The organism is Dyadobacter sp. CY356, from assembly GCF_021440195.1.
In the GTDB taxonomy this organism is placed as follows: domain Bacteria; phylum Bacteroidota; class Bacteroidia; order Cytophagales; family Spirosomataceae; genus Dyadobacter.
In genome coordinates this window covers 691,284-713,100 of sequence record NZ_JAJTSZ010000002.1, presented here as the reverse complement: position 1 = coordinate 713,100, position 21,817 = coordinate 691,284, and the positions used below count along the sequence as shown (strand labels likewise).

Sequence of the window (21,817 nt, the reverse complement as noted above, 5' to 3'; positions counted from 1 at the left end):
CAATAATTTTACGATATCTTGGAAAAAAGTTTTAAATAATGACAATTGAGATGCTGGGTGATGTTTTTATGAGGAGAATTCTAATGATAATTATATTTTAAAATTTGCGATACCGATCCGGATCAGATATTTTGGCCGGTATCACGATTTGCTATTAAAGATGTTTTACACCAATCCGCAGAGCTTTTAAACCAATGACGCCTTGCAGCTCTTCCAGTTCAAGATATTCGAGATTATCATCGAGCAAGCCCATTTGTTGTAAATCGCTGATGTATTCAACATACTCGTCAGCTTCATGATCGTTGAAATAAACCAATGCAATTTTTCCAGGCTGCGTCAGGCGTTCACGGCTTTCACTGACAAGTGCCTTATCAATCCGTTTTTTAATAATTTCATAGCGAATGTTGTATGCTCCCTCCACATCAAACCTGCGCTCGTCATTTCTGAAATTGATATTGATCGGATTGGAGTGAATAAATATCATCTGCGTGGTCCTGAGCGGCTTTTCCATTTGCGGCAAAAGCTTTTCAGTTAATCTGGCGATCTCAGCCATGGAGGTCAATTGCCACAAACGCAGGTGTTTCAGATAAATTTCGTCAAACGGTTTTTCCGGCGCCATCGATTGCCCGATGTACATATCATATTCAATACCATCTGTCCTGAATTTTTCAAAATAAAACGGATACGCTGATTTTAAAGATTTCTGGGCATTTTCAATATAACCTGCCACGGACGTATTAACGAGCTGAAGAGAGCGTTCGAGCTTTCTTCTGTTTTCAAATGCAATCCCGGTAGTTTCATCCAGAGCCGCAAAATAAAAGTTTACAACATCTTTCGTCGCCGGATATTCAATTGTCACACGATTCAAAAAAGGATTTACCTCAGCTATCAAAAAACGGTTTAGTGCAATTTCATCCGCTGAGGAAAGGTATTCATTAATTTCAGAAGACCATTTGTCGCAGCTGCAAACCAATGTTTCCGCAGTTTCGATTCTTACGATTTCTTTCAGCGAACTTAAAGTATTGGTCAGCAGGTTAAGCTGGTTTTTGATATCTTCTTTAACTGCACGGTTTCGCTCAAAAGTTGAATTGCGAATGTCAATCGCCCCGTATAGTGGATGAACTTTTTCAAATGTAACAGTTTCAATATCAGCAATATTCGTTTCTCCTCTGCTGGATTCCAGATAATGCCAGGCTGCCTCATTGAACTTCCATTGCACAGAAGGCCGAAGCGGTGTAAACTTGTCGCGGATGATATTTTCTATTTTGGCGTCAAATTCTTCCGTACTATATTTAAGCAACTGAGCGATCAACGGAAGTGCTGTCTGTAACCTTGAAAAAATGGCATCATCCAGTAATACGTCATCTTTTGAAAATACTTCCAGAATTCCCGCCATTCTTTTGTTATAAAAAACCGGAATCAAAGCGTACGAAGAAATACCTTCTGCAATGAGCAATCTTAAAAGCGGATGTTCTGATAATGCATCATCTGACAAATGGTTGAAAACGACCATTTCCGGATTGGCGAAATATTCTGTGACCAGCGTATCAAAAGTTTCCTGGGTCATACCGTATTTTTTTGCGGCCTCCACCACCATACTTTGAGAACATTCCGCTTTGGCAACAACAAACTTTCCATTGATCTGAAAAGAGGGAATCAGTCCAAAATCAATTTTATCATTTCCTGCCAGTGTTTTCAAAGCCTGGATGACCGATTCATTTCGGCAAGCATGATATTCATGATTAACCAAAACATCCCTGATGATTTCCGTAGCCTGAGCAGCAGTGACATCAACCATTGTTATAACCGAAAAACCTTCGAAACGGAAGTTTTTGAGCGGTAACAATGCTTCAAGCGGAGCTGTATCTGCGCCTTCCAAAAGATAGGGTTCCATCGCTTTATAATCCAGCTGTGGTAATTTTCCTGTCGGCTGAATATCAATGAAACGGGTATCCGTGAAAATCGAATAGAATTTTGGCAGATTCGTCGTCACATCAGTATACTGATACAAAACCTCATTTTTGGCATGCGTCGGTATTTTGTAAAGACGATCCAGAATAAGCCTGTACAAATATTGCGTCTGCTGTTTTTTGTATAATTCCACCGGACTGATCGTGATGTCAGGGCCGGAAGAAGTTTGCCGGGTTAAGAAATCGTAAAACCCGTCGGTACTGAAAAATATCTTGTCAGGAATTGGTGTGCTCAGTGCCCAGTAATGTTCTCTTTCATTGGTTGCCAAAGGTGTCAGAATCATATAAACCAATTCCATCAACTCCTTATAACTTGCCGAATCGCGGATCATAATCGCTGATCCTTTTGTCATTTCATTTTCAAACTTGCTGATCACATACCGGTAAAACTCGGATTTTACAGAAGGCTGATCTTTCAGCATGTTTTTCAAATGAGCCACAAATGGCCGGAAGGATAAAGCAGACTCCATAGTAGCAGGTTTGAAATCATTATTTTTGATCTCAAAAGTTTTCCGCTGTATGGATGATTGGTCGGTATAAGATTTTGCCAGATACATTTACTTTTTTGCTTTACACTTGTTTTTCGCTCCGCTCGCCGAGTGGCTGAATTATCAGATTAAATAGATAAGCGATATTGTTGAATGATCGTTCCAGATGTGAGGAAGAATATTGTAATAATTCTAAATATCTTGTAATAATTAAATATTTTAAAAGCAGGATTAAAAATAAATGTCCTGTGGTTAGAAGTTAAATCAGGCCAGTTAAAAATGTAACCAGTAGATACAATATAGATTACTATCGACGATAGCTATACGTACTGTGATTTTAAACTTAATAAAATTTAGATATTACTCGCGACTTACCAACTGAAATAAACCGAAATGTTACCAACATTGTGGCTATACAATCCTTTGCTGTAAGCAGTACTCGGTTTTTGTGTGTAGGTTATACTGAAATTTCCAAAATTAATCACAGTCCCAAATTCCACTTCGCCCAGAAAATTTTCGACATCAGGAGTATAAACCTGCTTTGTGTCTCGCTCCGGTTGCGAATTATGCTGAATACTTCCGTGCAAAATCGCATTGCTCGCCATCCATGTCAGTTTAGGTTTTAGGAATAGATAAAGCTGTGTTTTATGGTTACTGCCGTTTGCCTTGCTAAACTGACTTAAAAAACCATTAAAGTATGGATTCATCTTTCCAAAACGAATAAGCGGATATATGGTAAGACTGTTCATCATAGTACCTGCGGTTATTTTTGCTCCACCCATGACCTCTGTTAATCCCTTGAATGCAGCCAATTGTTTTTCAGCTGTAAAATTAACATTCAACAAAATTTTGGACGAGGTCTGATTTTGCCAGCCCATGGGCTTTCGGTCGTGAATGGTCCTGTGTATAAGTTTTTGCGTCTGCTCCGCAAACGAAGCCGGCCCTCGGATACCTGCAATTAGCTCCGTTTGAAAACTGTATTTTTTATCTTTATTGTAAGACGAAAGGGAATGTGTCACAAAAAGTGCACCCGAATAGGGATAGTCGTCTGGCTGGTAACCGGGTATGGAAATGTCTTCAGGAGTAACCATAACCTGCATAACCGACCAGCCGTAGGTATCAATACTTTTGGCTCCGGCGTGTGGAAGGATCGAAAAACGAGCCGGCTTTTTTTTGTTATAAAAAAGATCCAGCCGCACACCGTTGGTATACGATCTATCGGTTCCAAGTCCGCGCACGTTCAGGAAATCATTATCTTCATAAAAGCGGAACATTCTGGTTGGCTCCGCTTCCTGGCCAACAGAAGGTAGTATACCTGTCAAAACCAGAAATAACGAAGAATACAGGAAACGTAAAGCTTTTTTCATTGTCGTGCTGATAGCATATTATTGGCCGGTTGACAGGTTTGTTTTATTAAAGGCGGAACGATAATGGTACCGGCATAAGTTTCTGGCAAGAGATAATTATCAGGATATTTTTTTCTACTGTTCATATAATCTGGTATGAAACCATATTCATGTAAAACATTTTCCTGGATTTTATCTTGCTATTGCGTCGTACAAATGGTTAAAAGCAATGGCGAAAAAAACAAATTTGCCTCACCGATTTTAACATAGGTGAAAATTGTTGATCCTGATTCTTGTGAGTTTTGCATCATCAGAAATCAAAAAACAAGATCATGGAAAACGAAACGATTGTAAATGGAAACCTAGTCCCTGCTTTTACTCTTAAAGACCAGGATGGAAATACTTTTTCAAGCAAAGATTATGTCGGCAAGAAAAAAATGGTGATATACTTTTATCCAAAAGATGAAAGTGCAATTTGTACCAAAGAAGCCTGCGCATTTCGTGATAGTTATGCTGATTATGTGGATGCCGGCGCAATAGTAATTGGAATAAACGCAGGTACTGTGGAAAGTCATAAAGCATTTAAAAACCATCACCGTCTGCCGTTTACATTGTTGAGCGATCCGGATAACAAAGTCCTGAAATCTTTCGGAATAAAAAATGTTCTTTTCCTGACAGGCCGGGAGACTTTCGTAATAGATCTGAATGGAGAAATAGTTTTCAAATTCAGGGGATTTTTGAATGGCAGTGATCATTCGAAAAAGGTACTGGATTTTTTGAAAAGTGTACGATAATATCTATTCCTTATACAAAAATATCATATTGTTACCGTTAAGTAGAAAATATACTACAAATAAAAATACGTAGTACTACTTGTTGTAAAGAATTGCTTACGTACATTTGCCTCGTTCTAATATACACTATTGTATTTAAGCACTATTCCTTTATTCCATCTTCTGGATAAGGAATACAAAACGTTGAGTGTAATGCATAACACCTACCTTGAACTCAAAGTAGGTGTTTTTTTATGGGTATATTGATGCCTTATCTCAATTGTTCATCAGAGTATCTGCCAAAACCTGATCCCCATAAATTTTGTTTTAAGATAAATGATCGGGAAATTGTCGTTAAGAATTAAGTGAAATAGAATTGTCAGACCAGGAGCAGGATGAATCAATCATACTGAAAATTGTGAAGCATATTCGTTTACGAAAAAATCGAAACTTCTTGCCTGTTTTCCTGTTGCTTCTCTGACCCCTGATTTTACTTCGGCTGCTTCTCCAAGTTTGTAGTGCGCATAATCTTCAACTAATCCCTCCGCCTGCCATTCAGTGAAACCAACATACAAAAGTGTCTGTTTTAAGTCATTTGGTGTGATGTCAACAAACTCAATCTGGCGGCCGAGTGCTGCGGAAAGTTTTTCCGCCATTTCATAATGCGTCAGCGATTCCGGGCCGGTAAGGTCATAAACTTTGCCCTCGTGTGCGGATGATGTCAATGCCTCCCCGGCAGCAGCAGCAATATCACTTGTATGGACCATGCTGATCCGGGAATCCCCAATTGCGCCGAAAAATTGATTTTGTCTGATAATGGTTTCCCGAAATCCAAGAAGTCCCTGCATAAACAGATTTGGTCTTAAAAATGTGTAAGCCATTCCGGATTCTTTTATCAGATTTTCGATCACGGCATGGTATCTCAAAAAGCGTACGGGAGAATTTACATCCGCGGCCCATTGAGAAAGTTTTACGATGTGTTTTACACCGGCACGGGCCGCTGCCATAACAAAAGCAGTTTGTTGCTGTTCAGCCAGTTCGGAAGAATTTGTTAGCAAGAATGCTTTTTCTATGCCTTTAATTTCATTTTCCAATGATTCAGGATCGTTAAAATCTCCCTTTATTATTTCAACACCCGGCAAAGTAATGCTTTCTAGATCTTTACTGCGATCCATCGAACGCACCATGGCGCGGAATGGAACTTCTTTTGTGGCTAAATATTTTACAAGTTCTTTTCCTACATTTCCTGTTGCGCCTGTGATTAGAATACTGGCAGATTTTGACTGTGACATTTTCTTAAAGTTTAGATGATTAATGTTTGATATGTCAAAAGTACAGTCACAATTGCTCCGGAAATTGTAAGAAAACGAAATCCATATGACACCTGCCGATTTAATACAAAGAATTATTTCTAACTTTCGTCACCGGGTTATTTGATATGAATCCGCAGAAACGTCAGTCTTTAAATACGAAAAATGGAATCATCGGGCATTCATATTGATGTAGAAGCGCCATTGAACGAGGTGATCAAATATTTGTATTGCATAAATACTCCGGCAGATTTTGAAACGACATCCCAGCATTTATCACCAAATCTGGAAATGCTGCTTATTTTCAATTTTGGGAAACCGCTGCACTTTTCTTATTCAGATAATACTATTTCAGACTTACAGATGAATAAGGTTGCAGTAATTGGGCCATTGCGTAAAATGCTCACCTATGCATTGCCGCCGGACACGAATCTGATCGTTATCGTATTTAACCCGCAGGGTTTTTACAGATTAATGCAGCTGCCAATGGATGAAATAGGGGATAATGACCTGATTGATCCGGATGAATTATTACAGATAACAGGCTTTCATGCATTATGGGATTTGTTAAATGATTTACCGACACTGGAAGACAAGATCGGTTTAATAAAAGAATATGGACTCAGGTTTTTCTGTGAGGCCGATGATGCTTCTTATCCTTTGTTAAAAGGAATTGATTATTTTGAAGATCCGTTTATTCAGCCTGTGCGTGCCATAGCAATGGATTCAGATCTTTCGGAGAGGACGATTCAGCTGCGTTTTAAGAAATACCTGGGTTATTCGCCCAAAGAACTGCTTCGTTTTTTACGGTTTAAAAAGGTAATAAACAGTATTTTGAAACTTGAAAATCAGGAAGTTGACTGGCATGGACTTATCGAGGAATACGGCTACCACGATCAAAGTCATTTGATCAAAGATTTTCAGCATTATTTAGATACTACACCTCATAAATTTGTCAAAGAAATCGTTGGAAAGGAGTTTTGTGTGAGCCGCGAACGCAGATTTAATTCCTGACGATGATTTACGGGATGATTATAATACGGGATTATTGCGTTAACTAGCGCCTTTTTTAATTTAAGTTTACAATGATGGCGAATTTTCAGATTTTTAAAAGCAGCACGAAAAACGAGTATTATTATCTTTTAAAAGCAACAGGAAATTCACAGTTAATTCTTTCTGGTGAAGGTTTTAGTTCAAAACAAAAATGTCTGGATGCCATAAAATACATCCGTGAAAAAGCTGCTGACGATGATTTTTACGAAAGAACCAGCAGTTATCTCAATTACATTTTTGTAGTAAAATCAGCTGACGGAACAGTGATTGGTAAGGGTGAGCACTATACCATAGAGAGCGCCAGAGAAAATAGTATCGAAATGATTAAAAGTGGGTCTGAAAAAGCTGTTGTTCAGGATTTTTGCTGAAAAGCCGATGTGGAATAAATATTAAATGAGGAACGGATGGAGATTTCTTTTTTACCGGCGGACATATCAACTAAAAAGCTCAAAGCAGTTGAAAAAGCGTTGCTGGAAACATTTGGTGATATAAATATTACTGACGCTGTATCCGTCAAAGGTGGGCTATCAGGTTCATTGGTCTACAAAATTTCAATGGACAGCCAGAGCTATATTTTAAAAATTAATGCAGATGAAAGTTCTGTTTCAGGTGATTCATTTAATAGTCTTGAAATTGTCTCACAGGCTGGAATTGCACCAAAAGTATATTATATGGATAAAGTGGACGGGATTTTTATCACTTCCTTTATTACTAATGTGCCTTTGCGAGCCGTTTATATCACATCGGATGTTCTTTTGCCTGAACTCGCAAAAACCATCAGGCAGATTCATCAACTGCCACTTTTTGAAAAGGAAAATAATTTACTGATCACTATTGATACACTGGTAACAGAGTTCAGGAAATCGGGTATGCTGGCAAGTCCGGTTCTGGATGAGTGTTTTACACATTTTGATAAAATAAGAAACAAATATCCCTGGCACGATACCGATAATGTTTCCAGTCATAATGATCTGAATCCGGGTAACATAACCTGCGACGGAGAAAAAATCTGGGTCATAGACTGGGACATGGCGTCTCAAAATGACCGTTATGTTGATCTTGCCACGACCGCGAATTTTTTTGTTCATTCAGAAAAAGATGAAAAAATATTTCTGGAAAATTATTTTCAGTCCACACCCGACGAATACAAAAGTGCCAGATTCTTTATCATGCGTCAGACCTGCCGGATTGTTTACGCCATATTGATGTTCAAGCTTGCAGCTAAATTAAAACCTGCGGGAGAAAGTCATAGTAATGACATGCAGGTTCCGGAGCTGAAAGAAATAGGTGAGCGAATGCGCGCCGGCACCATCCAACTTTCATCTTACGAAGGCCAGATGATGTTTGGGAAAGCAATGATCAATGATGCGCTTAAAAATATGCGGTCGCCAAGATTTCAGTTATCAATTGATCTTTTTAAATAATATACATTTCCGGTAATTGTAACCTGAGATAATAGTACTGACAGATTATTAGGCTGATAGTATATTTAACAGTGGTAGAATCATCCGATACTTGGTTTGAGATCTCATTTCCAGTAAAAAAATATTGGTTTCCTCCTAATCAGTATTTTAAAGATCAACGTTTGCAGCCACCCGTTATAATGAGCATTGCGCCTGCTGATCTATCGGTTTAATATCTGATCAGTTTCCAAAATCAAAGCGGTCATCAATTCATCCGTTTTGGTATATTTCAAATTAACAGCATTTTGCCCGGACCAGAAATTAATCATATCCGTTTTCCCCTGAGCCATGGCCGCTTCCCGCAATGGCCCGATTAAACGGGTTTGCAGAGGGAAAGGTAATACAGGCGTTTCAAACTTTATCTCCTCCGAAATCCGGTTCCGGATCATTCTACCCATTCTGCCGGTCAGCGATTTGGAAAGTACAGTATATTTTGTTTCTTCGGAAAACAATTTAGCTTTGTGGAGCGGTGTCGCATTGGATTCGTCCGTGACCAAAAATGCTGTTCCCAACTGCACTGCATCGGCTCCCAAAGTCAACGCAGCTGCAATTCCCTTTCCATCAGCAATTCCTCCCGCTGCAATTATTGGTGTTTTGATTTTTGCTTTCAATTGCTGAATTAGGGAAAATGTCCCTGTCAAAGATTCATTGGCAGGTTTTAAAAATGAAGGACGATGCCCTCCAGCTTCAAAACCTGCCGCTACGATAGCGTCAACATTGGCTTCTTCCAGTGCCAGTGCTTCATCAAGTGTCGTCGCTGCGCCAACGGTTTTAATACCCAGTCTGTGGCACTCATCCAGAATTTCTTTTGATGGTATACCAAATATAAAACTGAAAACCTTCGGCCTTATCTCAAATAACACTTCAACCTGTTTTAGAAATTTGGACGGAATTTTGATATCAAGATCGGGCAGCGGTATACCAAGTTCATCATAATAAGGCTTAAAAAGCGCTTTTACTTTCTGAAGACTTTCAACTGGATAATCCGTCAGGCTTTCATCCACATCCGAAATCCAGAGGTTGATATTATAAGGTTTGTCTGTTTTGGTTTTGATGATTTTGTTAGTTTCCAATATCTGTTCAGGTATCAGTGTGTAAGCACCCAAACTGCCCAATCCACCGGCATTTGATACCGCAGCCAAAAGTTCGGGCGTTGAAAATCCGCCACCCATCGGCCCCTGTAAAACCGGATATTTTATACCAAAAAGTTCGGTAATTCTCGTATGGTTCCACATAACTTTACTGGGTTACATTTGTTAATAATTTATTGACAATAATCCACTTCCCGTTGATTTTACTCAGGCTGAGCAGGTCGTAATAATTAAACTCAAACATAGGAAGATGTACCTTAGCCACCGCAATAGAGTTGATAATTTCTATCGACAATATTTCCATTCTGAACGTTTCATTCAGAGATTGCGGACTTTTTCTGTTCCCGACACCGTCCAGGTATTGATCAAGACTTTTGAAATATGGCTGTCCGTTAATATCCCCGCTGACCAGTGTCTGCGGGTGAAAGATGCTCCGCAACAATTCAACATCTCCGTTAAAAACGCCCTTGAAATAATCTGATAACACGGCTGATATTTCAGCTGCATTTTCGCTGTAAGTTTTCATTTTTATTCCGATTTAATTATGCTTAGGAACGATTTGTCCCTAAGCATAATTGTGAATTAATAGTTAAAGTGCTTTTAATCAATATGATGTCCTGCGACATGTCCGCCGTCCAGATTGATAATTTCCCCGGTGACAAAATTGCTTTTAGCCAGATAAAGTGCCAGTTCAGCCACATCCTGCGTTTCACCAATACGATTAAGTAAATGAAGTCCAGCAAGACTGTCCGCATCACTGACGCCGGTTTTTGCCTGCAACGGGCTTCTGATAATACCTGGTGCGATGCCGTTGACGCGAATATTGTTTTTGCCAAATTCAGTAGCCAGTTGTCTCGTCAGCGCATGAATTCCTCCTTTACTGGAAATAGGTGCTGTGGCCGGAAAACCTCCGATGGCGTGATCAACCAGAACAGTGCCGATATTGATTATCAAACCTTGTTCCTGTGTCAGCATTTGTCTGATGGCAGCCTGACTGGTGAAAAAAGTGCCTTTCAAATTGATACTTAAAAACCGGTCGAGGTAGGCTTCATCTACTTCCAGAAATCCTTTTGGCTCAAAAATCCCAGCGTTGTTCACCAGCACATCCAGAGATCCGAAAGTTGCCACGGCTGTTTCGACAAGTTTCTGACTTGTAGCCGTGTTGCTGATGTCTCCGGCAACCATGACAAGGCGGTCGTGATGACCTAACTCCGTAAACGTCGCTTTTAAATTATTTTCGTTGGCAGAATTGATAACGACGTTATATCCATTATCCAGAAATAAACCTGCAATTGCTTTACCGATACCGGTAGACGCACCGGTTACGATTATTGTTTGTGTTTTCATGATCCTTATCGTTGAAAATCCCTTATTGTTTATTGGCAGTTATCCCTTTTTCTCTCAGGACTGATACCTGCTCGCCTGCGTAACCCCAGTCATCCAGTTCAATTTCCTGAATCACCACATGTGTAAGTTTCGGATCCTTGTCAAGTACTTCTGTGATAAGATCAGTCACTCCGGCGATAAGTTTTTGTTTTTGCTCACGGGTAACACCTTCGCGGGTTACCTCAATTTTTACGTATGGCATGGCTTTAAAATTTAAAGGGTTGCAGTTAATTTCACATCCAGTTCAAACTCATTATAAATGAGCGTATCACCCAGATTCGTGAAGAAGTTTCCGGACCTGAATTTCATATCATATTTGGTACGGTCTACAATGATCTTACCGGAAGCAGTAATTTTGCCATCGGAGATAATGACAGCGGCAGGGAAAGTGACCGGATGGGTGATACCTTTAATGGTCAAATCGCCCGTAATCTGATAATTCGTCGCATTGATAAAAGCCGAATTTGTAACAGAGAAGAATGCTTCCGGGTTATTTTCCACAGCAAAAAAATCTTCTGAAAAAAGATGGTCAGCAAACTGTCTGTTTGTGGCAGGATCCGTGACATCCAGTATTTTGATGGATGGGATATCAATTACAAAACTGCCTGCTGTCAGTTTGTTATCGGCCAGGATCAGCGTTCCTTCTTTAATGGCGATTGTACCATTATGCGCTCCGGTTACTTTTTTCCCGGTCCAGTCAATGCTGCTTTCAGCGCTTACAACTTGAAATTTTTGAGTTTCCATTTTCTTTTATGTTATCAATTGTTAAATAATTTGATAGCACAAAGGACCGCAGGAATTCGGAGGCTGTTACGTGATGTAGATCACAATCGCAGGCTTTACTTGTGGGAATTATAAAGTCGGCTTAAAGTTTCCCGGGATACGCCGAGGTAGGCAGCAATCAGATGTTTAGGTACCAGATTGTAAAGCTGCGGATACAACGCAAGCAGTTCTTCATAGCGCGCCCGGGTGTCATTATTCATAAAAGACAAGAGTCGTTTTTGTGAAGCCAGATAGCCTTTATTGGTCCGCCAGCGAAAAAAATGCTCCGCCTGATGCAGTTCACTACAAATTTTTTCCCTGTCTTGATTTGAAAGGCAAAGTACCTCCGAATCAGAAATACAGTCAACATTGATTGTCGCTCGTGTCTGGTTGTATAATGCGCCGTAATCGGAAGTCCACCAGGTCGGCATGGCAAACTGAAGAATATACATTTTCACTTCATCATTAATAAAAAAAGCTTTTAAACAACCGGAAACGACAAAATATTCATGATCAACTTTCTGTCCCTCAGTGATAATTACCTGTCCTTTTTTGTATGATTGCGGTTTAAAATGCGAAAAGAAATAATCGAATTGCTCGTCTGTCAGCGTTGCAGTTTTGGCGATGTGCTGCTTTAAAATTTCCTTCGCTTCCATAGACTTATCAATAAACGTTTTAAGACTTTTATGCCCCCGAAATTATTGATTTTTGTTAAACTTTTATTGAAGTCAGATAAAAATTAGCTGTTCCGCAGCGTTGAAAAATTCTGTCTCAATAAAATGATATCTCGATCCAAATCTACCGCATAGAACAAATTACCGGCTCAATATACCTGAGATCAGCTGGACGTTCCACCAGAGAACTCCGCCCGTTCTTTCGACCAGACCGGGATCCGTTACGGGGTGACGGCAGCCATAAACCGTAGTTGATCGTGTGCCTTACTCTTTTCATCTGTTCGGTAGTAAATGAGTTATTTTCAGTGTAATAGTAATCCATGAAATTGGTCGAAATGTATGCTACACCAGCACAGGAAATCCTTTTATAGCGTTGAGTCGGATCCGTATTGGAGGCATAATTATTTCTGTTGTAATAGGGCGTATCGAAGCAATAATCCGGATCAACGGAAGTGCATGTATTGAAATTGGTATTGTTACCATCAAAAACATGAAATAATCCAAGTGCGTGACCGGCTTCATGTGCTAGGATCTCCTCAGTTCTTCCCCCTTCATAATTGATTGAGACGTGATTCCCATTCAGGAAAATGCCGTAGGGGTAGAATGGTTTTGTGCCTTCCAGAGAAGTAGGAAGTCCATCCATGGGCACTGTCACGTTGGGGTAATATGCCCATGAAGAATTCGCATAATCCCCGGTAATATTGGGATATACCCAAATATTCAGATAGTTTGCCGGATCCCAGAAAGAGTTAAATGAATCGCTGTAAGCATCGGCGGACGTAAAACTTGTTTTTGGACTCGAAGTACGGTGTAATCCCGGAGCACTGAGTCTGTTACCATCCAGACCAATTTCTGCCGGATAAAATTCTACGAAAAGATCCTCTGCATTTGGATCTTTTTGTGCCTGATTTAAATTATACTGATTGCGGTATGCCCGGGTCATGTCTTCCGTCAGTTTACGAATTCTGTCGGCCGTGAGTATGGTTGTGTTTATTTCATGGAATATTACAGGCAAACGTACTACGGCATAGGTAGTTTTTGGGAGTACATTGATTGTGAGTTCATTACTGGATATTCCCAATCCTTTTGCCTGAAATTTATAAGTGCCGGGAACTGTGGTTGAGAATGTTTCTGAGGTTTGTTCCTTACCATTTACGAATAGATTGTACGGGAATTTTATATCGACAATCCGGTTTTCCTTCATTACATCAACCTTGAATTTTAATGTGTCGGTGCCATTTGCATAAAATGCATTGGAAGAATCTAAAACACTTAAAGAAAGTGTCAGTGAGGCTGGGTCCCATACCCTGATGAAGATGGTGTCGCTAACTTGTCCGGCCAGTTTCCCGACAATGGCAAAGTTACCTTCCTTATCCACAGAAAATGTTTCTCCCGAAATTTTAACATTATTGCTGTAAAAACTTACCACTTCCTGCGGTGTATCGATCACTTTACCCTGCTGGTCATAGGCTGTTACATTCAAAGGAATGCGCACATTGTCAGTCCCCAGGAAGTAATCAATTTGCGCTGGTTTTTTAATGGACAATTTGTTCAGTTTATCAAAACGATAGAAGTCGTCAGTGGCCAAAGGAACCACCTTTTCACAGCCTGTGAGAAAACACAGACCCAGTAAAAATCCTAAAATCCGGTTAGAAAATTGTATTTTATATTTCATGGCGGACTAGATTGAAAATGAAAGAATTACGGAACGGTTTTTGATACCAGACGAAGATGAAACAGAAGGAATTCCTGCTTCATACCGAAGTTCAAAAACCGGCCTTTTCCAGATGTAAACACCGGCGGAAATAGAATAGCCATAATCGTTTTTTACATTCAGGTTTTCGGCTGTCACCGGATCATTTTCCCAGGAGCCTTGTCCTGTTTTAGTCCTTGATTTTATTCCGATACGGCGTGCATAATATCCGCCAAAGGCAATATAAGGATTGATCTTTCTGAAACCGGGTTTAATAATTAGCGGTAATGCGCTGACCTGTAAGTAGTGTAAACGGTTTGTATTCCGGATTGAAATCTGGTCGTTCGAAAATGTTTCCTTCGCTCCTTTATTCATATATGACAATTCCACACGGGCATTGTAATGTGTCTTTGTGAAAAGATCCATTGAAACGCCCGCATGCCAGGCTGGTAATGATTTCTTTACGGGTGCAGGAACGAGCAGCTCGTTTTTGTGACTGAAAGAACTAGCCAAAGCACCGAATTTAATTCCTGAATAATTGGCAGAATGCTTTTTCTTCGAAACCGAGTTTGTATCCGGCGGGCTATTTTGTGCAATAATAGCCAGAGGCCAAACAAGGAAAAAACACGTAATGAATATTTTCATTGATGAAGGTTATTGATCAATAATAGTGTTGTACAATACTTATTTCAAAAGTAACTATTTTACACTTATTATAACTGATTAAAATTATTCACCTTTTGATTAGAAAATTTTTTAAAGTTGATGCAAAATTAAAAACGCTGTCCATGGTTTTAGTAAACCAGTAAACAGCGTTTATTGTAATGTTATTAATTGGATTTCACGGATCGCGAAACCGTGTTTCATGCTGAAATTTGTGTCCAGTGATCCTGTTATTAAAACATTTTATTCAAATCTTCTGAGAAATAAATTGTGCTACTTCTGCAAGTCTGGATGTGAAACCCCATTCATTATCATACCAGGTAGCTATGGAAAGCAGTTCGCCCTGTTTAACGGTAAGTGGTAAATCGATGATGGATGAATGCGGATCGCCTACGATACGCGCGGAAGTCCATTCCTCTTCGAGTACATCAAGCACACCTTTAAGCGAGCCCTCAGTCGCGGCCTTGCGGAAGGCTTCGTTTACTTCTTCAACGGTACATTCCTTCTCCGTTACCAGATTAAGTTCTGCAATACTACCTGTGCGTGTCGGAACGCGGTATGCTTTTCCTGTGATTTGAAGATCCTTCCAGATAAACTGAAGCGCACGCGCCGCGCCGGATGCTGATGGAATAATATTCTCTGCTGCTGCCCAGGAATCGCGGCGATCTTTCATCGGCTGATCCGTCAGCGACTGCGTATTTGTATAGGAATGTACAGTTGAGAAAAGTCCGTATTTAATTCCAAAATTATCAAGGATAACCTTCACCGCGGCTGCAAGTGCGTTGGTTGTACAGCTTCCCATGCTGATAATTTTATGATTTGAGGGGTCAAAAGTATCCAGATTAATACCTTTAAGCAGTACCGCGTCACAATCCTGCAAAGATTTGCTTGCTGCACTGATGAGCACATATTTAGCCCCGCGGTCAATATGCGCCTGTGCGCCGGCGCGGGTAGTGGCACGGCCGGTACAATCCACAACGATATCTACCCCAAGTGCTTTCCAATCAGGAACTTCGGCTTTTGAATTTACGTATTTGATCCTTTTGTCACCAATCAAAAGATCATCTCCATCATGCGAAACTTTCTCCCCGTAGCGACCATAGTTGGTGTCCACGCTGAAAAGTGACGCAAGAATCCCAACATCATGAATATCCGAAACTGATACGGGAACAAAAAGATTATTTTCAAGTGCAATGCGGAGGAACTGGCGGCCAATCCGGCCAAAGCCATAAAGTGCAATATTTGCCATAACGTTTCTTAGTTGTTGTTCTAAATTAAAGTCAGTGTATCGATTCCTAAAAATATAAAAAATGTTCTTTAATATCTCATTGGACAATGTTATGATTAGGACACATTACGTCTCAGCAGATTTTCATGAACACCTTTGACCTTATTTTATTTCAACACCCGGCACAGCAATAATATGATTTTTGCACATAGAGCACACCTTATTTTTTTCTCCCGACAAACCTGATTACTGAACCTTTGCCGTTATGAAAAATTCCCTCATTCAGTTCAATTTCTTTTTCCAACAATTCTATGATCTCATAATTTGCGAAATCGGATTTTATTTCTTCAATGGAAAAGAGGCTTTCAATGTCTTTTGGCCCGCCAACTTTTTCATTGGCAGCAATGTAGTCGATGTGTTTTTTACTGAAAGCTTCAAAAATAATGATCCCGCCATTTTTTAGATACTGGCTATGGGTTTTGTGATAAAGCGATTTAATGTCTGCCGGAAAATGAGCATATAGAAGTGCTATGACATCAAATTTTTCTGTTTCCAGCTTTAAAGTTTCCAGTCCAGACGTCTTTTGACTGAATTTTATTCATATTGATTTCTTCTATTTTATTTCAAAATTTGACTAATCCATCATTCCTACACTGGCGAGCCGGAACGCTCATATGGTAATAGTCGTGCTACATCTGTCAGGTATCAAACCCTGAGCGAACCCCGGAAACCTCTGGCTGCATAATAAGAATCGGCACCGTTATGATAGATAAAAACCCTTCCGAAACGGCGATCTCCGAAAATTGCGCCACCCAGCTTTCTGATGTCAGAAGTTGTTTTGAGCCAACTGGAGGTTTTTAGGTCAAAATTTCCAAGTTGCTGTAAGTACTGATATTCTTCTTCTGTCAAAAGTTCGATACCCATTTCTGTTGCCACGTCAACGGCGGTGTTTTTGGGTTTATTTGCCTTTCTGGATTCCCAGGCTGCCCGGTCATAACACAGACTTCTTCGATCTTTGGGGCTCTCAGGAGCACAATCGAAAAAGAGAAATTCTCCCGATTTTTGATCAAAACCCACAACATCCGGTTCTCCGCCGGTCACTTCCATTTCATCAATCGACCAGAGTTTTTCCGGATTAGCTTCAAGTTTTTCCTGAACATTTTCCCATTTAATATCATCGTGTCGATTTGTATTTTTCTCAAAACGGGATTTCAGGATTGTTAGAAGTTCCTGACTATGTTCCGGCGATAACCTTTTTGTATTATTACTCATATTATTCGTAACTAAATATTCTAAGTTGAGGATTTTCTAAAATTTCAATCACTATTAGTCATCCAGGCCCTTACTCTCCAAAATCTTCGGAATATTTTTTTCTACCCGCGCCTCTCTTGTTTTGGATTGTTTGGGCTGGGAAAAATGTAGCAGATAAGCACGTTGTCGGCCGGGTGTTAATTTTTCAAAAGCAATTTTCAGGTCGTGAATTTCATCAAGTTTGGATTGAAATTCTGCTGCTACGCTAAATTCAGCCGGCTTTTTCAATTCAACTTTTAATCCGGCCTTTTCCACTTCAATGGCTTCGTAGATATGGGCTTTCAATATCTTTTCCTGCTCTGTAATTTCCTTCAGATCAGTGAAACGTATCTGACGCGCGGCCTGTACATTTTCTGTCTGCTGGATAAGAATCCCATGCGTGTTCTTCAACAAGGCGCCCTTGAAAAATAGAAGGGCGCAGTATTCTTTAAAAACATGTATTAAAACAATGTTGCTCTGCTGAAACATGTAACAGGGACAGCCCCATTTCAAGACTTCTGTCAATCCACAATCAAGAACGATGGTGCGTAGTTGCTGGATTTCTTCCTGCCATTGCTTGTCTTTTTCAAAATAAAAATCAGCTTTTGGATTCATTTTTACGATCAGAAAGTGAGAATTGTATTACCCTTGCCGGCGTACCATTTCATTGATCCAGATGGGTGCGAAAGGGGAGGTGCATCCTTTGGAAACCGGATAATCTCTGAAAATTCCCAACGTTTCGCCAATCGACAGCGCCCTTTCCCTGTATTCAGGAAAGCGAATGCCAATGTTTGCCAGTGTAGAATTCATAGTCCATTGTACTTCGGGTGCGGCAGCAGCCATTCCGGATTCAATTCTGTCCAGAATTCCGGGAATGTCAATTAATTGCGGATTCCTGCTGATGCATCCACTCGTCAAACTCCACCCGGCACGGGCACACATGACATCTGTTGATTTCATCCACTCATGCCGCAGCGGTTCCGTATCCGGGTAAATTTTAATTACGTAATTATATAACCAATCTGCAACATGAACGAACCCTTCCGATTTTACCATTCTGTTTATTTCATCATGCGACAATTTTTTTGGCACCATGATCAGAATGGCCAAAAAGCGGGCATCGATATTTTCAGTATCCCAAAGCTGCAAAGCCAGTTCGTGGTCCGTTTTTATCTTTTTGGCCAACGCGCGGATGTCGCCCATTTTTACGCCAAACTGGTTTTCTCCTGCACCATATTTCCTGTTATGAAGGCGCATTGTTTCATTGCCAAAACTTTCAAGCTGAGTGAGCGCTTCCGATAGTGTCATAAGCGGATTTAGTTTGATGGAGTAATTTAAACTGGCATATTGATAAAGTTTTGCAAACTGAACTGTGCGATCCCGGCTATGCGTCCCGATCTATGCGACCCCATTTGCGCGATACCTTTTGAAATACCAAGATAATACAGTCAGAATCAATAATAATACAGGGCCAAAAAATTCTTTCGCACCATCGGCAACGGCAAGATGTGAAAATACAGCACCTGACATTGCAAAAAAGAAACCTGCATAGGCCCATTCTTTTAACAAAGGAAACTTAGGGATCAGTACGGCAATAACGCCGAGTAGTTTCCAGATTCCCAGTATGGTCAGAAAATAAAGAGGATAACCCAGATGTGTCATCATTTCTGCTTCTTCCTTCATTTTTATGATCTGGACAATTCCCGTAGAGATCATGCCTAGGGAAAGCCAAAGCGTGGCGATCCAGTAGATAATTTTATTCCTTTTTGCCATAAAAAGATTATTTTAATTTGTTTGCAGCTTCCTGTAAACGGTTATGTGCCATGTTGATTCCCTGTGCAAAAGGCAGTCGTAACATCTGATCCCGCAAAGCGACTGAACGGTATACCACATGCATAACCAGTCGGCTGGTTTCTTCAGAAAGTGCTTCAAATTCCAGGAATTCAAGCTGCACATCAAACCGGATCGCCGAAGCGTGCGTACTATCCATTTCAAATGTCCGTGTGATTTTGCTGTTTGGCACAAATTCGTGGATTGTACCGTTGGAGCGAAATACTACATTTCCCTGGGCATCGGAAGTTTCGAACTGGTAACTGCCATGCTTTTTGTTTTCAAGTTTCAACACTTTTGTTCCCATCCATTGTTCAACAATTTCAGGCTCAACATAGGCTTTGAAAAGTAAATCCAGTGGCAGATCGAATTCCCTGGTAATCACTATTTCCTGTTTTCCGTCTTCTGCATCGACCTTCGTTTTTCTTTCCATACAATTTATTTTTCGGGTTTATAATTTTTCATGATGGCTTCTAACTTATTAAATCTGTCGTCCCACATCTGGCGGAAAGGCTCAATGAAATCAGCTACTTCCTTCATTTTTTTTGCATTGATATGGTAATAAATCTCCCTGCCATTCTGCTCCTGCGCAATTAGTTCGCACTCGGTGAGTATCTGCAAATGTTTTGAAACCGTCGGTCTGGCCGTGTCAAAATTGGATGCGATCGCACCCGCGGTCATTGCCTGAGAAGCCACCAGCAATAAAATAGCCCGTCGGGTTGGATCTGCTATGGCCTGAAATACGTCTCGTCTTAAATTCATTATGTAGTTATTTGGCTACGAATATATGTGTAGTTATTTGACTACGCAAAAGTTTGTGATTATTTATTTCTAAAAATGCACAAACCGAACTCAACTCATTGGTTTCAACTCCAATAATAGTTATCATATCTACGCAGAAGCCGCCAGATTACTGGATGAAAAATGTCTGGCACAGGTGATCATGGCCATTATCACGATTAATGTGTGGAACAGAATTGGTATAGCAACGAAATTGATACCTGCCTGAGATTTTGTGGGAATAATTTTGTAAAAAGAAAAATTGAATGTTTGTTGTAATGTATAATGGCGGCGGGAAATATCCTTGCCGCCATTTTTTTAGCGGTAATATAAATATTGCTCATAAAAAACCGTCTTTCTATTGAAATCCCTTACTTTTTATCTGAAACAAAAAGACCTGACATTCGTGTGCCAGGTCTTTTTGTTATTTCAAATCGGAAGTAATAGGGCGCTTACTGAAAGTTATTGCTCATAAATGATCATTTAACGCTGTTTAAAATTTTCAGGGCTTCATCATCTTTATATTGAACAATGAGCGTTTTTAATTGTTCTTTCAAACTTTTTACAATTGCGTCGCTCGCTCTCTCTCCGTATATATTTTTAAGTTCATGTGGGTCTTTTTCAAGATCAAATAACTCCCAGCTATCAGTTCCACCATAGAATCGCACCAGTTTATAACGTTTTGTTCTCACACCGAAATGTGGGGAAACGTGGTGAGGCTCAGGGAATTCATAATAGTGATAGTAAGCCGCGTCACGCCATGGGGTATTTGCTTTTGCATTTTTATCCAATAATGGAAGAAAAGATTTCCCCTGAATTTCTGCCGGGATTTTCGCACCCGCCAGATCCAGAACAGTCGGCGCCCAGTCTATATTGGAGATCAATTGATCAACCTTTGTTCCAGGTTTAATAACACCCGGATATCGAATGACAAAAGGCGTTTTCAGCGATTCTTCATAAATAAAACGTTTATCGAACCAGCCATGTTCGCCCATGTAAAAACCCTGGTCGGAGGCATAAATCACAACTGTGTTTTTTGATAAACCAGTCTTGTCCAGATAATCAAGGATTTTGCCAATATTACGGTCAAGACCATTTGCAGTAGCCAGATAATCCTTGATGTAACGCTGATATTTCCATTCCGTTAACGCTTTTCCGGAAAGTTTTTTATCATCAAATTCTTTGGTGATTTTGTCGTAATAATCTCTTAGTTTTTTCTTTTTATCTTCCGGAAAAAACTTGTATCCCGGAACCTTCTCATAATCAAGATGCACTTTCAGGTCTTCCTTCAAGCGCATCGTTTTTTCAATGCTCATGTCCTGGTCTTTTGCCGCAGCTCTTCCCACATAATCGTCATAAAAAGTTTCGGGCAAGGGGAAATTGATATCGTCATAAGCACCTAAATCCTGTAAATCCGGATACCACTCGCGGTGCACCGATTTTTGGCCAACAACAAGGAAAAACGGCTTTTTCTCATCCCGTTTGTTTATCCAGTCAAGTGAGCTTTCCGTGATCAGATCAGCCACATAACCTTCTTTTCTGATGGTATCGTTTGGGGCGGTGATAAACTGGGGATTGTAATAAATGCCCTGGTCGGGCAAAATATTCCAATAATCAAATCCGGTTGGAAGACTATTTAAATGTAGTTTCCCAATCCAGGCTGTCTGGTATCCACCCTTTTGAAGCAGGTCAGGAAAGAGCTGCTGGGTGATGTCAAACCTGGTTCTGTCATTGTTTTTATATCCATTGATATGACTATATTTTCCGGTAAGTAAAGTTGCGCGGCTTGGCCCGCAAATGGAGTTTGTTACCAGGTTATTTTTAAGTAAAGCGCCTTCCCTTGCTATCCGATCAATATTTGGGGTTTTGGCAAGTTTGTTCCCGTAAGCGCCAATGGCCTGGTAGGCGTGGTCATCGGAGAATATAAAAACAATATTAGGACGCTCTTTTGTCTGCGCAAAAGTGCCGGACGAAAAAGTTATGAGACTCAATAAAACTAAAATTGATTTTTTCATTC

23 protein-coding genes are annotated in these 21,817 nt (G+C 40.2%); 4 read left to right on the top strand and 19 right to left on the bottom strand.

The features are described from left to right. Positions 1-154: 154 nt before the first annotated feature. A complete protein-coding gene (locus LXL81_RS09325; RefSeq protein ID WP_234646492.1) occupies positions 155-2,527 on the bottom strand; it encodes a GAF domain-containing protein in 2,373 nt (790 codons plus the stop codon). A 302-nt stretch (positions 2,528-2,829) separates the two neighbouring features. After that, on the bottom strand, positions 2,830-3,825 hold the full coding sequence (locus tag LXL81_RS09320) for a lipid A deacylase LpxR family protein (protein WP_234646490.1): 996 nt from the start codon (positions 3,823-3,825) through the stop codon (positions 2,830-2,832). 311 nt (positions 3,826-4,136) lie between these two features. On the opposite strand from LXL81_RS09320, the gene LXL81_RS09315 reads away from it, so the two are divergent. After that, the gene (locus LXL81_RS09315; protein ID WP_234646488.1) at positions 4,137-4,598 is read left to right on the top strand and encodes a peroxiredoxin; all 462 of its coding nucleotides are present in this window, start codon (positions 4,137-4,139) and stop codon (positions 4,596-4,598) included. A gap of 383 nt (positions 4,599-4,981) precedes the next feature. Here the strand turns inward: LXL81_RS09315 and LXL81_RS09310 are convergent, their stop codons facing one another. Beyond that, positions 4,982-5,869, bottom strand: a complete 888-nt coding sequence (locus LXL81_RS09310; protein WP_234646487.1) for an SDR family oxidoreductase — start codon at positions 5,867-5,869, stop codon at positions 4,982-4,984. Between the two features lie 183 nt (positions 5,870-6,052). Between LXL81_RS09310 and LXL81_RS09305 the strand changes: the two genes are divergently transcribed. From LXL81_RS09305 to LXL81_RS09295, 3 genes are all read left to right on the top strand, one after another. Further along, the gene (locus LXL81_RS09305) at positions 6,053-6,901 is read left to right on the top strand and encodes a helix-turn-helix domain-containing protein (RefSeq protein WP_234646484.1); all 849 of its coding nucleotides are present in this window, start codon (positions 6,053-6,055) and stop codon (positions 6,899-6,901) included. Between the two features lie 71 nt (positions 6,902-6,972). Next, on the top strand, positions 6,973-7,308 hold the full coding sequence (locus LXL81_RS09300) for a YegP family protein (RefSeq protein ID WP_234646483.1): 336 nt from the start codon (positions 6,973-6,975) through the stop codon (positions 7,306-7,308). A gap of 36 nt (positions 7,309-7,344) precedes the next feature. Further along, positions 7,345-8,364 carry a phosphotransferase gene (locus LXL81_RS09295; RefSeq protein WP_234646481.1) on the top strand — a complete coding sequence of 340 codons (1,020 nt, stop codon included), beginning with the start codon at positions 7,345-7,347 and terminating at the stop codon, positions 8,362-8,364. A gap of 200 nt (positions 8,365-8,564) precedes the next feature. Here LXL81_RS09295 and LXL81_RS09290 read toward each other — a convergent pair whose 3' ends face one another. From LXL81_RS09290 to LXL81_RS09215, 16 genes are all read right to left on the bottom strand, one after another. After that, positions 8,565-9,638: a nitronate monooxygenase family protein gene (locus tag LXL81_RS09290; RefSeq protein WP_234646480.1), complete on the bottom strand. Its 1,074-nt coding sequence runs from the start codon at positions 9,636-9,638 to the stop codon at positions 8,565-8,567. A 4-nt stretch (positions 9,639-9,642) separates the two neighbouring features. Further along, positions 9,643-10,020: a nuclear transport factor 2 family protein gene (locus LXL81_RS09285; RefSeq protein ID WP_234646478.1), complete on the bottom strand. Its 378-nt coding sequence runs from the start codon at positions 10,018-10,020 to the stop codon at positions 9,643-9,645. 74 nt (positions 10,021-10,094) lie between these two features. Beyond that, complete coding sequence (locus LXL81_RS09280) at positions 10,095-10,841, bottom strand: SDR family NAD(P)-dependent oxidoreductase (RefSeq protein ID WP_234646476.1); 747 nt, start codon at positions 10,839-10,841, stop codon at positions 10,095-10,097. A gap of 22 nt (positions 10,842-10,863) precedes the next feature. Further along, positions 10,864-11,082, bottom strand: a complete 219-nt coding sequence (locus LXL81_RS09275; RefSeq protein WP_234646475.1) for a 4-oxalocrotonate tautomerase family protein — start codon at positions 11,080-11,082, stop codon at positions 10,864-10,866. 11 nt (positions 11,083-11,093) lie between these two features. After that, positions 11,094-11,624, bottom strand: a complete 531-nt coding sequence (locus LXL81_RS09270; RefSeq protein ID WP_234646472.1) for a YceI family protein — start codon at positions 11,622-11,624, stop codon at positions 11,094-11,096. Positions 11,625-11,719: 95 nt separating this feature from the next. After that, positions 11,720-12,298, bottom strand: coding sequence for a Crp/Fnr family transcriptional regulator (locus LXL81_RS09265; RefSeq protein ID WP_234646471.1), 579 nt, complete (start codon positions 12,296-12,298; stop codon positions 11,720-11,722). Positions 12,299-12,440: 142 nt separating this feature from the next. Further along, the gene (locus LXL81_RS09260) at positions 12,441-13,991 is read right to left on the bottom strand and encodes a M43 family zinc metalloprotease (protein WP_234646469.1); all 1,551 of its coding nucleotides are present in this window, start codon (positions 13,989-13,991) and stop codon (positions 12,441-12,443) included. 6 nt (positions 13,992-13,997) lie between these two features. After that, complete coding sequence (locus LXL81_RS09255; protein WP_234646467.1) at positions 13,998-14,654, bottom strand: outer membrane beta-barrel protein; 657 nt, start codon at positions 14,652-14,654, stop codon at positions 13,998-14,000. A gap of 265 nt (positions 14,655-14,919) precedes the next feature. Continuing rightward, a complete protein-coding gene (locus LXL81_RS09250) occupies positions 14,920-15,921 on the bottom strand; it encodes a type I glyceraldehyde-3-phosphate dehydrogenase (protein ID WP_234646466.1) in 1,002 nt (333 codons plus the stop codon). Between the two features lie 684 nt (positions 15,922-16,605). Further along, positions 16,606-17,172, bottom strand: coding sequence for a DUF4256 domain-containing protein (locus tag LXL81_RS09245; RefSeq protein ID WP_234646465.1), 567 nt, complete (start codon positions 17,170-17,172; stop codon positions 16,606-16,608). Between the two features lie 54 nt (positions 17,173-17,226). Then, on the bottom strand, positions 17,227-17,805 hold the full coding sequence (locus LXL81_RS09240; RefSeq protein WP_234646463.1) for a YdeI family protein: 579 nt from the start codon (positions 17,803-17,805) through the stop codon (positions 17,227-17,229). Between the two features lie 27 nt (positions 17,806-17,832). After that, positions 17,833-18,498: a DNA alkylation repair protein gene (locus LXL81_RS09235; protein ID WP_234646461.1), complete on the bottom strand. Its 666-nt coding sequence runs from the start codon at positions 18,496-18,498 to the stop codon at positions 17,833-17,835. A gap of 90 nt (positions 18,499-18,588) precedes the next feature. Beyond that, the gene (locus LXL81_RS09230) at positions 18,589-18,963 is read right to left on the bottom strand and encodes a DoxX family protein (protein WP_234646459.1); all 375 of its coding nucleotides are present in this window, start codon (positions 18,961-18,963) and stop codon (positions 18,589-18,591) included. A 7-nt stretch (positions 18,964-18,970) separates the two neighbouring features. Continuing rightward, complete coding sequence (locus LXL81_RS09225; RefSeq protein ID WP_234646458.1) at positions 18,971-19,453, bottom strand: SRPBCC domain-containing protein; 483 nt, start codon at positions 19,451-19,453, stop codon at positions 18,971-18,973. 5 nt (positions 19,454-19,458) lie between these two features. After that, positions 19,459-19,782 (bottom strand): helix-turn-helix transcriptional regulator, encoded by a 324-nt coding sequence (locus LXL81_RS09220; RefSeq protein WP_234646456.1) that lies wholly within the window; start codon positions 19,780-19,782, stop codon positions 19,459-19,461. A 497-nt stretch (positions 19,783-20,279) separates the two neighbouring features. Next, positions 20,280-21,815: a sulfatase gene (locus LXL81_RS09215; protein ID WP_234646455.1), complete on the bottom strand. Its 1,536-nt coding sequence runs from the start codon at positions 21,813-21,815 to the stop codon at positions 20,280-20,282. Positions 21,816-21,817: the final 2 nt, after the last annotated feature.

Bases quoted from the DNA above. Each gene is read 5' to 3' on its own strand.
- LXL81_RS09325 (WP_234646492.1), bottom strand. From the start codon at position 2,527: ATGTATCTGGCAAAATCTTATACCGACCAATCATCCATACAGCGGAAA.
- LXL81_RS09320 (WP_234646490.1), bottom strand. From the start codon at position 3,825: ATGAAAAAAGCTTTACGTTTCCTGTATTCTTCGTTATTTCTGGTTTTG.
- LXL81_RS09315 (WP_234646488.1), top strand. From the start codon at position 4,137: ATGGAAAACGAAACGATTGTAAATGGAAACCTAGTCCCTGCTTTTACT.
- LXL81_RS09310 (WP_234646487.1), bottom strand. From the start codon at position 5,869: ATGTCACAGTCAAAATCTGCCAGTATTCTAATCACAGGCGCAACAGGA.
- LXL81_RS09305 (WP_234646484.1), top strand. From the start codon at position 6,053: ATGGAATCATCGGGCATTCATATTGATGTAGAAGCGCCATTGAACGAG.
- LXL81_RS09300 (WP_234646483.1), top strand. From the start codon at position 6,973: ATGATGGCGAATTTTCAGATTTTTAAAAGCAGCACGAAAAACGAGTAT.
- LXL81_RS09295 (WP_234646481.1), top strand. From the start codon at position 7,345: ATGGAGATTTCTTTTTTACCGGCGGACATATCAACTAAAAAGCTCAAA.
- LXL81_RS09290 (WP_234646480.1), bottom strand. From the start codon at position 9,638: ATGTGGAACCATACGAGAATTACCGAACTTTTTGGTATAAAATATCCG.
- LXL81_RS09285 (WP_234646478.1), bottom strand. From the start codon at position 10,020: ATGAAAACTTACAGCGAAAATGCAGCTGAAATATCAGCCGTGTTATCA.
- LXL81_RS09280 (WP_234646476.1), bottom strand. From the start codon at position 10,841: ATGAAAACACAAACAATAATCGTAACCGGTGCGTCTACCGGTATCGGT.
- LXL81_RS09275 (WP_234646475.1), bottom strand. From the start codon at position 11,082: ATGCCATACGTAAAAATTGAGGTAACCCGCGAAGGTGTTACCCGTGAG.
- LXL81_RS09270 (WP_234646472.1), bottom strand. From the start codon at position 11,624: ATGGAAACTCAAAAATTTCAAGTTGTAAGCGCTGAAAGCAGCATTGAC.
- LXL81_RS09265 (WP_234646471.1), bottom strand. From the start codon at position 12,298: ATGGAAGCGAAGGAAATTTTAAAGCAGCACATCGCCAAAACTGCAACG.
- LXL81_RS09260 (WP_234646469.1), bottom strand. From the start codon at position 13,991: ATGAAATATAAAATACAATTTTCTAACCGGATTTTAGGATTTTTACTG.
- LXL81_RS09255 (WP_234646467.1), bottom strand. From the start codon at position 14,654: ATGAAAATATTCATTACGTGTTTTTTCCTTGTTTGGCCTCTGGCTATT.
- LXL81_RS09250 (WP_234646466.1), bottom strand. From the start codon at position 15,921: ATGGCAAATATTGCACTTTATGGCTTTGGCCGGATTGGCCGCCAGTTC.
- LXL81_RS09245 (WP_234646465.1), bottom strand. From the start codon at position 17,172: ATGAGTAATAATACAAAAAGGTTATCGCCGGAACATAGTCAGGAACTT.
- LXL81_RS09240 (WP_234646463.1), bottom strand. From the start codon at position 17,805: ATGAATCCAAAAGCTGATTTTTATTTTGAAAAAGACAAGCAATGGCAG.
- LXL81_RS09235 (WP_234646461.1), bottom strand. From the start codon at position 18,498: ATGACACTATCGGAAGCGCTCACTCAGCTTGAAAGTTTTGGCAATGAA.
- LXL81_RS09230 (WP_234646459.1), bottom strand. From the start codon at position 18,963: ATGGCAAAAAGGAATAAAATTATCTACTGGATCGCCACGCTTTGGCTT.
- LXL81_RS09225 (WP_234646458.1), bottom strand. From the start codon at position 19,453: ATGGAAAGAAAAACGAAGGTCGATGCAGAAGACGGAAAACAGGAAATA.
- LXL81_RS09220 (WP_234646456.1), bottom strand. From the start codon at position 19,782: ATGAATTTAAGACGAGACGTATTTCAGGCCATAGCAGATCCAACCCGA.
- LXL81_RS09215 (WP_234646455.1), bottom strand. From the start codon at position 21,815: ATGAAAAAATCAATTTTAGTTTTATTGAGTCTCATAACTTTTTCGTCC.